This is a genomic window from Mesonia mobilis DSM 19841, assembly GCF_000423405.1.
Lineage (GTDB): Bacteria > Bacteroidota > Bacteroidia > Flavobacteriales > Flavobacteriaceae > Mesonia > Mesonia mobilis.
Genome location: NZ_AUHX01000004.1, coordinates 49,098 through 62,479, shown reverse-complemented (window position 1 = coordinate 62,479; position 13,382 = coordinate 49,098). Strand labels below are relative to the sequence as shown.

General features: G+C 33.7%; 12 protein-coding genes and 3 tRNA genes. 3 read left to right on the top strand and 12 right to left on the bottom strand.

Annotation, left to right across the window (positions count from 1 at the left end; translation table 11 throughout):
- Position 1 precedes the first annotated feature (1 nt).
- The 8 genes from G551_RS0102915 to G551_RS0102880 form a co-directional block, all read right to left on the bottom strand.
- Positions 2–1,147 (bottom strand): lycopene cyclase family protein, encoded by a 1,146-nt coding sequence (locus G551_RS0102915; RefSeq protein ID WP_027884161.1) that lies wholly within the window; start codon positions 1,145–1,147, stop codon positions 2–4.
- 10 nt (positions 1,148–1,157) lie between these two features.
- Positions 1,158–1,607: a sterol desaturase family protein gene (locus G551_RS0102910; protein ID WP_027884160.1), complete on the bottom strand. Its 450-nt coding sequence runs from the start codon at positions 1,605–1,607 to the stop codon at positions 1,158–1,160.
- A 140-nt stretch (positions 1,608–1,747) separates the two neighbouring features.
- Complete coding sequence (locus G551_RS0102905; protein WP_027884159.1) at positions 1,748–2,587, bottom strand: phytoene/squalene synthase family protein; 840 nt, start codon at positions 2,585–2,587, stop codon at positions 1,748–1,750.
- 4 nt (positions 2,588–2,591) lie between these two features.
- A complete protein-coding gene (locus G551_RS0102900) occupies positions 2,592–4,049 on the bottom strand; it encodes a phytoene desaturase family protein (RefSeq protein WP_027884158.1) in 1,458 nt (485 codons plus the stop codon).
- Positions 4,050–4,940 carry a MerR family transcriptional regulator gene (locus G551_RS0102895; RefSeq protein WP_027884157.1) on the bottom strand — a complete coding sequence of 297 codons (891 nt, stop codon included), beginning with the start codon at positions 4,938–4,940 and terminating at the stop codon, positions 4,050–4,052. It abuts the gene before it with no gap.
- Between the two features lie 305 nt (positions 4,941–5,245).
- Positions 5,246–5,329: transfer RNA gene (locus G551_RS0102890), tRNA-Leu, on the bottom strand.
- Positions 5,330–5,366: 37 nt separating this feature from the next.
- A tRNA-Lys gene (locus tag G551_RS0102885) sits at positions 5,367–5,439 on the bottom strand.
- A gap of 51 nt (positions 5,440–5,490) precedes the next feature.
- A tRNA-Lys gene (locus G551_RS0102880) sits at positions 5,491–5,563 on the bottom strand.
- 123 nt (positions 5,564–5,686) lie between these two features.
- Here G551_RS0102880 and G551_RS0102875 point away from each other — a divergent pair.
- Positions 5,687–6,205: a shikimate kinase gene (locus G551_RS0102875; RefSeq protein ID WP_027884156.1), complete on the top strand. Its 519-nt coding sequence runs from the start codon at positions 5,687–5,689 to the stop codon at positions 6,203–6,205.
- On the opposite strand, the gene G551_RS0102870 is transcribed toward G551_RS0102875, so the two are convergent.
- Both G551_RS0102870 and G551_RS0102865 read right to left on the bottom strand, forming a co-directional pair.
- Positions 6,194–6,700: a phosphoribosyltransferase family protein gene (locus tag G551_RS0102870; protein WP_027884155.1), complete on the bottom strand. Its 507-nt coding sequence runs from the start codon at positions 6,698–6,700 to the stop codon at positions 6,194–6,196. The two genes, G551_RS0102875 and G551_RS0102870, sit on opposite strands and share 12 nt — an antisense overlap.
- The gene (locus G551_RS0102865) at positions 6,687–7,100 is read right to left on the bottom strand and encodes an RNA-binding S4 domain-containing protein (protein WP_027884154.1); all 414 of its coding nucleotides are present in this window, start codon (positions 7,098–7,100) and stop codon (positions 6,687–6,689) included. The genes G551_RS0102870 and G551_RS0102865 overlap by 14 nt, the downstream gene beginning before the upstream one ends.
- Positions 7,101–7,173: 73 nt before the next feature.
- Here G551_RS0102865 and G551_RS0102860 point away from each other — a divergent pair, with 73 nt between their 5' ends.
- Entirely contained in the window at positions 7,174–8,154 is a 981-nt protein-coding gene (locus tag G551_RS0102860; RefSeq protein WP_027884153.1) for an FKBP-type peptidyl-prolyl cis-trans isomerase, read from the top strand.
- Between the two features lie 73 nt (positions 8,155–8,227).
- Here the strand turns inward: G551_RS0102860 and G551_RS0102855 are convergent, their stop codons facing one another.
- Positions 8,228–9,505: an ammonium transporter gene (locus G551_RS0102855; protein ID WP_027884152.1), complete on the bottom strand. Its 1,278-nt coding sequence runs from the start codon at positions 9,503–9,505 to the stop codon at positions 8,228–8,230.
- Between the two features lie 317 nt (positions 9,506–9,822).
- Here G551_RS0102855 and porQ point away from each other — a divergent pair, with 317 nt between their 5' ends.
- Complete coding sequence (gene porQ / locus G551_RS0102850; RefSeq protein ID WP_036243212.1) at positions 9,823–10,842, top strand: type IX secretion system protein PorQ; 1,020 nt, start codon at positions 9,823–9,825, stop codon at positions 10,840–10,842.
- On the opposite strand, the gene G551_RS0102845 is transcribed toward porQ, so the two are convergent.
- On the bottom strand, positions 10,839–13,217 hold the full coding sequence (locus tag G551_RS0102845) for a DUF5686 family protein (protein ID WP_027884150.1): 2,379 nt from the start codon (positions 13,215–13,217) through the stop codon (positions 10,839–10,841). The genes porQ and G551_RS0102845 overlap by 4 nt on opposite strands.
- Positions 13,218–13,382: the final 165 nt, after the last annotated feature.

The following is a 13,382-nucleotide window of genomic DNA, read 5'->3' as shown; positions in this document are numbered from 1 at the left end:
TTTATAGCGATTTAAAAAATGCTTTGATAAAAGCTGAAGAAAATAGACTGCCCATAATTTTTAGATCTTGAGCCATCGTGGTTTCTTCATCTAAATATTGAAATACGTGCTGAATAGAATTTTTTGCGTAAAAATTCTCGAAAATCCATTCGCCCTTTGCATTTTCTTCTTCTAATACTTTTAAAAATATCTTGTCGAAATATTGAAATTTCGCATTATATAAATTATGATGAAAAACTTTATCTTCTTTGATATTCTTTAATAGCTTTTCAATTTTTTTTTCGGTGTGTTTAAATGAATATCCTGTAGAAGCTTTTACCCAACCTCCGGCGGTTCCTATTTTGGTGATTCGGTTGGAGTGATATTTATGAAACGGAAAATTGGTCATCGGGATAATTCCTTTTTCGGTTTCCGTAATTTTATAGTGGTTTAGCTGAAGATATTTTTCGATATACCTTTTCAGTTGTTTATCATAGACATTTTCATCGGTAGTAAATGGAGTGAAAAATGTGTATTCAACAAAAGCTTTGGAAGGAGAGATAGGTAAGACATAAGTAAAACTTGTTGAATATTTCCATTTTAAACGATAATCCATCATCGTGAATTTATCGGTAGAAAAAACGGGTTCTTCAGTTTCGATCATCCAACCTTTAAAATGCTGAAAAATATTGATATAGTCTTTTTGATTACTGAAATATTCTTCGGGAATACGACTATCAAAAACATGGGAAGCTTGATAAGTTTGAGATGGAGTAGAAACCTTAACAGTGTTTTCTTTTTCTTCCGCAGCAATTACTTCTTCGTGAATAAATTCAACAGTAGAAATTTTCTTTAATTCCGCTAAAACATAATTATAGAAATCGATTGACCTGATCATTTTGTAACGATAAGGTTCAAGCTGAAAATCGATTTGTTTACTCGAGGTAATTACTTCTCCAGCCGACCAAGATTTATGAATAATAGATTCCCATTTTCCTTCGCCTTGCTCCCAAAAACACCAAGTTTTGTCGTTTTTGGTTTTTGAAGATAAATCGAGAAGTGCAATTTTTTTATTCTGAAAATATTCATCTCTAGAAAGCGATAAAGCCAATTGTAAACCGGCTAAACCACTGCCAATAATGATATAATTAAATTGATTAGAAATCATTCAAAACAAACTACTTCTTGAAATATTTAAAAGGTACGATTAGCATCCCAAAGTTTTCACCGTGGTCTTTACCTAAATGTTTATGATGCATTTTGTGCGCACGTCTAATACCGCGAGCATACCAGTTATTGGCATTTCTAAACATTTTAAAACGCTGATGTATAAAAATATCGTGCACGGTAAAATAAGCAATACCGTAAGCAAGAATGCCTAAACCAATGGGTAAGGTAAACCAAACATCTTCGTAACGCCAAAGTAAAAAGCAACCAATACTTACCAATGCATAAAACACAAAAAATAAGTCGTTACGCTCCCACCAACTGCCGTGATCTTTATGATGATGATCTTTGTGTAAAGACCATAAAAAACCGTGCATAATGTATTTATGCGTAAACCACGCCATAAATTCCATAAAGAAGAAGGTTCCTAAGAAAATAAGTATCCAATATACAGTTTGCATAGTGTACGTTTATAATTTGGGGTGTTTTCTTTTTTGCACTCGAACTCGTTCAGCTTTAACTTTTGGAGTTGAAAAAGTGAATCTTGCCATAGCGATGATGCAAGCAACAACAAAAAGTGAAAATATAATAGTCATAATTTTTATATTAAGTTTAATCGGCAAGACACGTAACACTGTGCTAAAAGTCCTGCTTTTTGATAGTTAGGAACGCGAACTCTTCTTTTTCTAATTTCTAAAGAAGGTACGGCTTTAAGTTTTTTTAATAATTTAGAAAAATACACATAAGCAGTATAAACTCCAAGTTTTGCTTCTACAGGAAGTTTCACAATTCCACGCAAAGCTTGAGCGAAGTCTTCTTCAATTTCTTGAATTATTTTTTGTTTAGAAGTTTCGTCTAATTGTTCTAGGTTGGTGTTGGGGAAATAACTTCTGCTTAGATCTTCAAAATCTGCTTTTAAGTCTCTTAAAAAGTTCACTTTTTGGAAAGCAGAACCCAATTTCATCGCGTCATTTTTTAATTCGTCATATTTTTGTTGATCGCCTTTTACAAAAACTTTCAAACACATAAGGCCAACAACGTCGGCGCTTCCGTAGATATATTTTTCATATTCTTCTGTTGTGAGGTAAGTAGATTTATGTAAATCCATTCGCATACTGTTCATAAAAGCTTCATACAATTCTGCAGGAATATTGTATTTGTGCACCGTTTCTTGAAAAGCGTTTAAAATTGGATTTAGACTAATTTTATCTGCAATAGCTTTATACATTTCAACTTCAAAATCATTGAAAAGTTTTTCTTTATCGTAGTCGTGAAAAGTATCTACAATCTCATCGGCAAAACGTACAAAACCGTAAATATTATACACGTCTTGACGAATAGACGGTGCTAATAATTTAGTAGCTACAGAAAATGAAGTACTGTAAGAGTTCGTAACGGTTTGGCTGCATTGCCTCGAAACGGAATCAAAAATAGATTTCATAGGGTTATTCGTATTTTTTAATAAGGTCCGAAACTAATTTTCCTGAGATTAAAGCAGGAGGAACGCCCGGTCCCGGTACGGTTAGCTGTCCTGTAAAATACAGACCTTTTACTTTTTTGCTTTTTAATTTTGGTCTTAAAAAAGCCGTTTGTAAAAGGGTGTTGGCTAAGCCATAAGCATTTCCTTTGTAAGAGTTATATTCTTCAATAAAATCGTTAACACAGAAGCTTTTTTTGAATATAATATTTTTTTTAATGTTTTGCTGAGTTATTTTTTCAAATCGATCGATTATTTTATCAAAATAACGTTCTCTTAACGCTTGTTCATCTTTTATTCCCGGAGCTAGCGGAATTAAAAATATACCGGCTTCTTTACCAACAGGAGCCGAATTTTTATCGGTTTTAGAAGGGAAACTCGCGTAGAATAAAGGATCTTCTGGCCATTCATTTACATCATAGATCGCGTGGGCGTGTTTTTCAAAATCGACATCAAAAAATAAGGTGTGGTGTTCTACATTTTCTAATTTTTTATCGAAACCTACATAAAATAAAAGGGAAGAAGGCGCAAAGGTTTTCTTTTCCCAGAATTTTTCTGAATACTGTCTGTATTTCTGATCTAATAAAGTTTCTGAATGATGATAATCGGCACCACTTAACACAATGTCGGCATCGTGTTTTTTTCCGTTAGCGATAATTCTGCAGGCTTTATTATTTTCAACTAAAATCTTTTCGACGTTTTGTTGCGTGTTAAGTTTTACTCCTAACGATTCTGCCAAACGCTGAATACCCAAGATCACTTGATACATCCCGCCTTGCGGATGCCACGTACCTAAACCAAAATCGGCAAAGTTCATAAAATTATAAAATGCCGGAGTGTCACTAGGTTTTGCTCCTAAAAATAGAACCGGAAATTCTAATACCTGAACTAACTTTTTATTTTTAAATTCTTTACGAACCTCTCTAGCAATAGTGCTAAAAAATTTTCCTAATTTTTTAGCGGTTTCTACAGTTACCAGTTCTAACGGTGATTCGCCCGGGCGATAGACTAAATCTTTTATGGCGATATCGTAATTTTCTTTGGCTTGATCGATAAATTTTTTCAACTTTTTTGAACTACCGGGTTCGATACGATCAAATTCTGAATAAATTTTTTCTAAAGTGTCGCCAATGGTAATTTCATCTTCTTTTCCGAAGAAAACTTTGTACGCAGGACTCAGTTTTAAAAGTTGGTAATAATCGGAAGGCTGTTTATTGAAGTCAGCAAAAAAACGTTCAAAAACATCGGGCATCCAATACCAAGTTGGTCCAATATCGAAAGTGAATCCTTCTTTTTTGTATTGCCGTGCTCTCCCGCCAATGGTGTCGTTTTTTTCGAAAATCTCTACTTCGTAGCCTTGTTTTGCCAAGTAGCAAGAGGAAGCCAGTGAGGAGAAGCCGGAGCCGATGATGATGATTTTTTTCATTTATAATTTTCTTACTAATTCTTCTAAAGATTTTAGGGGTTTTATTCTATCTGAAGGGGTTTCTGTAATCGCTTCAGATTTTTTGCCTAACACCCATAATTCAGCATCGATAGTAGAAAGTATTTCGTTATTAAATTGTTCTAAATACTTAGCTTCGTTTACCGGTTTTACAGTAAAATAGCTGATAAATCGAATATTATCGTAAACTTTATTCAGAAATTTTAGATCTTCCATCGGTAAACTTTGTCCTAAATAAATAGCTTGATAACCGTGCAATAAAATCTCGTAATTGGTGTACAAAATGCCTAGATCGTGCACTTCATTTTCTGGCAAGAAAAGCACAAAATTAAGATGTGTTTTTTGCGGTTTTTGCTGCTGAAGATTTTCAATATTTAATAATAACTTCTGCTTAATTAAATTTGAAATAAAATGCTCGTGCACGGGATGAATAGAGTTGGTCTGCCATAAAAGCCCGATGCTTTCTAACAAAGGAATAAATACTTGATGAAAGATCTCGCGAAACGTTTTCGTTTTTAGAAGGCTATTATAAGTGTCGAAAAACAAGTTTTGATCAAAATTGTACATCGACAGCGTAAACGATTTGATAGCGCGATCATTACTGTGATTAGTTGAAGAAATACTCTTTACAAGCTCATTAATTTCTTCATCTTTAAGTTTAGAAATACGCGAGATCTTATAGCCATTTTCATTTAAAAAAGAAATATTTAGTAGTTTTTGAAGATCGTCTAAGCCGTACGTTCGAATATTGGTGTCGGTACGTTGGGGCGTTAAAATGCTATAACGTTTTTCCCACATTCTTAAGGTATGCGCTTTAATACCGCTAAGAACTTCAAGATCTTTTATACTAAATTGTTTCTTTATGTAGGCCATTTTCAGTTATTGTAAAATCAAACCTACTACAAAGAAATTATTTTTGTTTAAAAATTAAGTTAAATAGTTAAACAAAGATTTTTGTTGTTGAATTTAAACTGAAATTTACCTCAATTTTTCAGCAATTAAAGAGGAGAAATATTGAACTCCAGTTTTAATGCAATTTTCATCTACATTGAAATTTGGCGAATGCGGCATCGAAATGATTCCTTTTTTATAACTAGAACCATTAATTAGAAAAATAAGCTCTGAAAAGGTTTTTTAAATATAACTGAAAAATAAAATGTAGTAAGTGAAAATAAATGTGCCCAGGATGGGAGTCGAACCCATACGCCCTAATGGACACATGGCCCTCAACCATGCCTGTCTACCAATTCCAGCACCTGGGCTCAATAAAATAGGGAAATCTTATAGAATAAGAAGAAGTGATCTGGCTGGGGCTCGAACCCAGGACCCTCTCCTTAAAAGGGAGATGCTCTACCAACTGAGCTACCAGATCGTTATTAAAAAGAACTATAATTTTTCAACTAAAAATTATAAAAAATAAAAGTGATCTGGCTGGGGCTCGAACCCAGGACCCTCTCCTTAAAAGGGAGATGCTCTACCAACTGAGCTACCAGATCTCTCCAACATTCTTTTTGCGAATGCGGGTGCAAATATAATGTGTTTTATCAATTTAACAAGGCTATTTTTAGATAAATTTGATAATTCTTAAAAAAAGTTGATTTTTGAATTAAAATTGAAATATGAAAATAGCAGTTTGTGGTTATATGGGTTCTGGTAAAAGTACTGTTAGTCAGTTATTAGCAGAAAAGTTGAAGTGGGATTTTATAGAATTAGATAAAGAAATAGAAAAAAAAGAAAATTTTTCAATTTCTGAGATTTTTGCTCACAAAGGAGAAATTTACTTCAGAAAAAAGGAAACTTTAGTGCTTGAAGAAATTTTATCTCATACCAAAAAAGCTATAATTTCTTTAGGAGGAGGAACGCCTTGCTACGGAAATAATTTAGAGCTTTTAAAAAACGATGAAGAATTAAAGTTGGTTTATTTAAAAGTAACACCACAAAATTTAACGCAGCGTTTATTTAAAGAAAGAGCTAAAAGACCTTTAATTGCTAATTTGGAGAAAGAGAAATTAGAAGAATATGTAAGAAAACATTTATTTGAAAGACAGTTTTATTACCTGCAAAGCGATGTTATAATCGATGCAAATAATAAAACTGTTGAAGATTTAGTGGCAGAGATTAGTAAATTACTCGACTAATACTGCTTTATTGGTTTTTCCGAAGCTCACTTTTATAGTTTCATTAAGCGAAGTAGACAAAGAGAGACCTTTTACATCGGCCTTAACCGGAAATTTTTTATGACTACGATCTACCAAAACGGCAGTTTGAAATTTCTTTAATGGTACTTCTAAGAAATGTTTTACACCGTAGATCAAAGTAGAACCGGAGTTAAGTACATCATCAACTAAAATGAGTGATTTGTTTTGGTAATCTTCAATGGTTAAACTTGTAGAAACACCTTTTAACGGATTTTTCTTATCCATTTTAACCTCACAAAGGCTAAGATTTAAACCTGAGATTTCTTTAAGTTTGTTTGCTAATTTTTCGGCTAAAATGTAACCGTTTTTTGCAATTCCGGCAATGATAATTTCAGATTCGTTAACGTTGCTTTCATAGATTTGAAAAGCCATGCGAGTAACTTTTCGCTCTATTTCTTCGTGATTTAATATGAGTGTATGCTTAGTTGTTACCATCTTCTTTGTTTTGTTCTGTTTGTTCTTCTTCGTTGTCGATATCGAACCAATCGTCTAGTTCTCTTCGGTCTTTTTTAGTAGGCCTTCCTGTACCTTTTTTACGGTAATAATCTTGAGAATATTTAAGTAGATCTAATTTTTCTAAATTCTCTTTCGGAGTAATATCTGTTAAATAAATATTTACCAATTTCGCCCCTACACGAGATGGTGGTAAATCTAGTACTTCTATAATATAGTTAATTTGGTTTTTACGAACTTCAATTTTGTCGGTTGGGTAAACATCTCTCGAAGGCTTTACAATATCTCCATTTACACGAACGTGACCTTTTTTACAAGCATTGGTAGCAATACTTCGGGTTTTAAAATAGCGCACGCACCATAAATATTTATCAATTCGCATATAAAACACTTTTTTTATTCGTTATACAAAAATATAAGAAAATTGTATCTTGCGAGCTAAAATTAAAGCAATGATGAAATACTGGAAATTTTTAATACTTACCGCCTTGGTGATTTTTGTAAGTTGTGGTTCAGATGATGAAGACAACGATACAATTACTGTTGAATTAAGAGAGCCTTCTGAAGTTTATCTTGAAAATATGGATGAGATCGAAACTTATCTTTCTACACACTTTTATAGAGTAGAAGAAACTACCTCTAATCCTATTTTTAAACAAATTGTTTTCGATACGATTGCAGGTGAAAATGAAAACGAAGTTTCTATTATGGATTCTGAAGAATTGATGATGAAAACCGTAGACTATGGTGATCTTACCTACAATTTATATTACCTTAAAATAAGAGAAGGTAATGAAAATGAATATCAGCCAACTTTTGCAGATCGTGCAATTTTAACCTATCGAGGTGAAAATATAGATAGTTTATCTACTCATTTATTTGATGAAACTACAGTGCCGGTTAGTTTTGATTTTCCGGGAACCGGAAGTGGTGGTGTAATTCCTGGTTTTCACGAAGGATTATCTGAATTTAGAGGAGCTAGTGGTTATACAGATAATGGTGATGGAACTTATAATTATAATGATGATTATGGTATTGGAGCAGTTTTTATTCCATCAGGTTTAGGGTATTATTATTCTGCACCAACGGGTTCTGGTATTAATCCTTATGATCCGTTAATTTTTACATTTCAATTATATAGAGGTATTCAGATGGACCACGATGAAGATGGCATTCCTTCTTACATGGAAGATTTAGATAACGATAAAGATTTATACGAAGAAGATGATGATTTTGATGGAGATGGATCTCCAAATTATTTAGATACCGATGATGACGGTGATGGAGTTTTAACTGCTGATGAAATTGAAGTAAACGACGCAAATGGCGACGGAATTATCACAGAAGATGAAATTATTTTTACCGATACTAATAATGACGGTACACCCGATTATTTAGATCCCGATATTGCTATTGAGCCGGAAGAGGAAGAATAAATATTTTTTTGGAAACAAAAAAAGCCTTGCTCGATCGAGCAAGGCTTTTTTATGAATAAAATTTGAGGTAGAATTATTCAACACTTTCACCGTGTTGAGACAAATCTAAACCTTCTAATTCTTTTTCTTCAATTACTCGAATAGGAGTAATTAAATCTACGATCTTGTATAATAGTAAACTTCCGAAGAAAGTAAATACACTTACACAAATAAGCGCGATCATATGATGGGTGAAAACAGTTGTTTCTCCATAAACCAATCCAACATCTTTTGCGAAAACAGCGGTTAAGATCATCCCTGAAACTCCACCAATTCCGTGGCAAGGGAAAACGTCTAGCGTATCATCTAATCCCGATTTATTTTTAATCTGTACGGCATACCAACTAATTACTGCAGAGATAAATCCAATGAAAATACTTTGCCCAATCGTTACAAAACCGGCAGCCGGCGTAATGGCGACTAATCCGACAACTGCACCAATACAGGCTCCGGTAGCCGACATTTTTTTCTTGTTGAACATATCAAAAAAGATCCAAGCGATCATTGCAGCAGCAGAGGCGAAGTTGGTATTCGCAAAAGCACTCACTGCATCTAAATTTGCTCCTAAAGCAGAACCGGCATTAAAACCAAACCATCCAAACCAAAGTAAAGCAGTACCCAAAATAATATAAGGTACTTGCGATGGACTGTGCACATTTTTACGACGCTTACCTAAATAAACAGCTCCTGCTAATGCAGCAAAACCTGCAGACATATGTACCACGGTTCCTCCGGCAAAATCTAATACATCCCAATTTCTTAATAAACCGTCAGGATGCCAGGTCATATGTGCTAAAGGGGTGTAAATAAAGAGAACGAAAAACACCATGAATAAAATATAGCTTCTAAATCGAACGCGCTCAGCGAAACTTCCGGTAATTAATGCGGGAGTGATAATTGCAAATTTCAATTGAAATAAAGCAAATAATAAAAACGGAATCGTTTCAGAAAATTTAGGGTTGGGTGATAATGAAACTCCGTTAAAGTTAAAATAAGTAGTTGGGTCTCCAATAATACCGCCAATACTATCACCAAATGCTAAGCTAAAACCAACGGTTACCCAAAGAATACTTACAACACCTAGCGCCACAAAACTTTGCAGCATGGTCGAGATAATATTCTTTTTATTTACCATTCCGCCGTAGAAGAAGGCAAGACCGGGCGTCATTAATAAAACTAAAGCGGCAGAAACCAACATCCAGGCGGTATCTCCTGTATCGATATTGTTCGCCTCTTCAACAGAACCGGGGATATTAAACAAATTAATAATCACTAAAATTGCAAGTACAATAAAGTAGATCTTTTTTTTCATGGATTAAGTTTTTGTTGTTCTATATGTTAAAAAATCAAGAAAGCAAGATAATAATTAATTGTAAGCATTTGAAATATAGTTGTTCAGGAAAAATTTGTGATTAATAAATTCTGATTTATTTATTCTTTTAGCGAGAATATTTCAGTAATGAAATTTTAAAATGATGATTCTTTATTTTCAGTTTTATTTTTAAAGCACTTTTTATTGAAAAAAATTTTCATCGTCATCTTAATAAGAAAGCATTATTTAGATCTAGCCGTTAAAAATAAATTCTAAACATTTCCGTTTAAGTAGCGTAAATAATTACTTTTGCGGGTATGCCGAAAATTTGGACTTGCATATTTCTATTTTTTCTTTCGCTTCAATCTTTTGCACAGATAGGAGGGAGAAGTACTTATCAGTTTTTAAATCTGGTGGCGAGTCCGCGTCAAGCTGCTTTGGGTGGTAAAAACATTACGATCTACGATTACGATCCGACTTCAGCAATCTATAATCCTTCAACGATCAATCCGGAAATGGATAATAACCTTTCTGTGAACTATGTAAATTATTTAGGCGATGTAAATTATGGTACGGCATCTTACGCTTATTTAATCGATCGGCATACGCAAGTGGTTCATGCCGGCGTAACTTATGTAAACTACGGAAGTTTTAACGGTTATAACGAATTTGGCGAACCTACAGGAGATTTTAGCGGTGGTGAAGTGGCTTTTTCATTGGGTTATGCCTATAATATTCCGTGGACAGATTTCTACATCGGCGCCAATGCAAAATTAATTTCATCTAAACTGGAGCAATACACTTCTTTGGGTGGCGCGCTAGATCTTGGAGTAACTTACTTTTATGAAGATTGGGATTTGGTGGTTTCTGGAGTGGTAAGAAATATTGGTACGCAGTTTACACCTTATAATGAAATTTATGAACGTATACCGCTAGAAGTAGATTTTGGAATTTCCCAATTGGCAGATGGTGTTCCTATTCGTTGGCATATTACCTTAGAAAACATGCAACAATGGAATTTAGCCTTTCGTAATTCTGCCAGAGATGAAACAGATCTTGAAGGTAACGTGATTGCCGATGATCCCGGTTTCTTTAATAATCTTCTTCGCCATACGGTTTTAGGAGCAGAACTCTTTCCTGAAGGTGGTTTTAACCTTCGTTTAGGCTTTAGTTTTAGACGTAGCGAAGAATTAAGAATTCTCGATCAGCGTTCTTTTGCCGGATTAAGTGGTGGTTTTTCGGTGAAGTTTAATAAACTCCGTCTAAGTTATACCTACGCTCGCTATCACGCGGCTTCAAGCTCTAGCTTTTTTGGATTGAATTTAGACCTGAATTAATTAAAACTGAAACCTATATTCATTTTAAAAGCAATATTGTCGTCAAAATCTTCTAATTGATAATTTCCGTAGCGGTAAAAGGCGCCGGCACCAAAAGTAATATAGCCTATATCGAAGTAATTTATTTTTAAAATTCGCGCTAATTCTAAACCTCCTTCCAAGTAAATATCTTCTTTCGTTTTAAAATTGTAAAGCGTATAATCTTTATTTAAATCTCCCCAACCTAAATTGTGATGCACAATAATTTCAGGATTAAATTTTCCGGCTTTAAAAAGTAGCGAACCAAAATTATGACTCAAAAATACATCAACATAACGGTCGCTTAAAAACTCATAAGGCAACATGGTTTGAAAGGTATTTTCGATCACGATCGGGATATCTTCATCATTACTTCCTTCACCGGTAAATAATAAATTTCTAGGCAAAACTTCATCAACATAACCGGCTTGAATGCGGTAAGAAGTTTTTCCTAAGTTCTTTAAAAATACATCTTGTTCAATTCTAGCTTCAATTTTTTGATAGCTGAAATCACCTTCGAGTATATCATCAAAACCTCGCGTATATTGTAAAGTGAGAATAGGGAAATGAGTACCTAAACTGGTTTTTTGAAATGGCGTTTGCACAAAATGTTCGCCATAAGCATAGCGTAATTTGATGGATGCGCTAGTATGGTAAAACGGACTAAAATTGTAATCTGGTGCTTCAAAAATATAATTGTTAAGCGGAGTGATTTTAGCGTGATTCAACTCAATTTCAGTAGTTAAATATTTGAAGCTCCTAAAACCTCCAGTGAAACTGTATTTTTGAATATGATCTACTTTTTCGATTATAAAATCGCGCCAGCCATTAAAGAATTCATCAGAAATTGGTAATCCATAGCTTCCTATTTCTTGAATATCGTCTTGATAAGCCGCTTTTATAAAAATATCGTCGTCTTTAGAAATGGTATATTTTCCGCTAAAACCGTATTTCCATTCGTGATCTTTAAAACCGTAGCCAAAATAACCGCCTAATTCTACATCTTTAATTAATTTTTCGTTCGTGTAAATTCCTAAACCTAAACGATAACCTTCGTGTTTGTTGTAGCCAAAAAGATGCTTAAGGTCGAGATCAAACTTTCCTATAGGTATTTTTCCCTGCGGAAGTTTATTCATATAAGAAATGGCTTTATCAAATTTAAATTCTTCTCCTAAACTATCGACCACGCGATAAGTGATGTTTTCTTGCTCGTTTAAAGGAACAATTCTGTGATTTTCCCAATACAAGCTATCTTTTTTAGGAGCTTGCTCATCTATTTTTAAAACCGTAGCAGAAAAATCTTTGTTGGTTAAGTTAGGTTGAAGGTTAACATTGCGAATGTAACTTTTACCTTCAGCAATAATAAAATCGTTATTTCCGCCAGCATTGGTAGAGAGTTTTAAAGAGTAGTTTAATTGTTCAGGAAACCAAACCTCTTCTGGTAAATATTGATATTGTTGCTGAATTTTTAAATCGATTTTCATCTCTTCAAATGGACTCGCAATTACATTTTGGATCGCGTAATTTTTGGTGTTTATGTAAAGCAAACCTTTTAGACCTTCGATATTTTTACCTTCCTGTGGCTTGAACGATATAAGATGAATGGTATCTTGATGTTGAATAATGGTTTCTTTTAATTCATAATCATATTTGTTTAAAGCGCCATCACTTATCGGGTTTAAAAAATGCATATCGAGTAAATCGATCACTTCATCATAAAAAGAAAAGGGTTGCATATTCGTTGCTAAAGCAGTAAACATCGGGTTTTTAAATCCTGAAACTTTATTGGCAATTACCGTTTCGTTGGTAAGTCTGGGATATTTAAATTCTTTTTTAGTGATCGATTCCATCACTAAAATATGTCCGCCTTTAAAAACTGCATTAAAAGCAGAATCTACCCTTTTTCCGTCGCTTTGTAGATCAAAAATAACTTTGTTGTAATAGTCGTGAGAAAATTCAGGTAAATTTTCAGGATGGTTTTCCCTTCTGTTGGCGATAGCTTTTTCAATAATTGATAATGCAGGATTTCCGCTAGTTAAAATAACTTCATCTAATTGCTCTTCTAAAGGTTTTAAGGTGATCGTCATGGGAGAATCACTTCGATTAACATCAATAATTTTAGTTTCAAAACCAATATAACTTAGCTGAAGAGTGGTTTTATTTTCTTCAGTCACCAAAGAAAATTTCCCGTCAATATCGCTAATCGTTCCTTGCGTGGGTTGATCTTTAAAAATTACATTCACAAAAGCAAGTGGTTCTTGCGTTTCTTCGTTAATTATAAGACCGGTAATTTTTTGTTGCGCAAAACTCGAACATGCAGCTAAGAACAATAGGAGTGAGAGTAGTTTTTTTGCCATAAGAATAAGGAAAAGTTTAACGGAATAATTGATTGGTTTTTTTATATTTTCGCAAGGCTAAGCTATTAAAGCAATAACGTTTTTGATTATAGGTTAGTATGTTTAAAATTTCGTAACGCAAAAATTCAGCCAAAAAAAAACAGGCTAAAAAGCCTGTTCGATCAA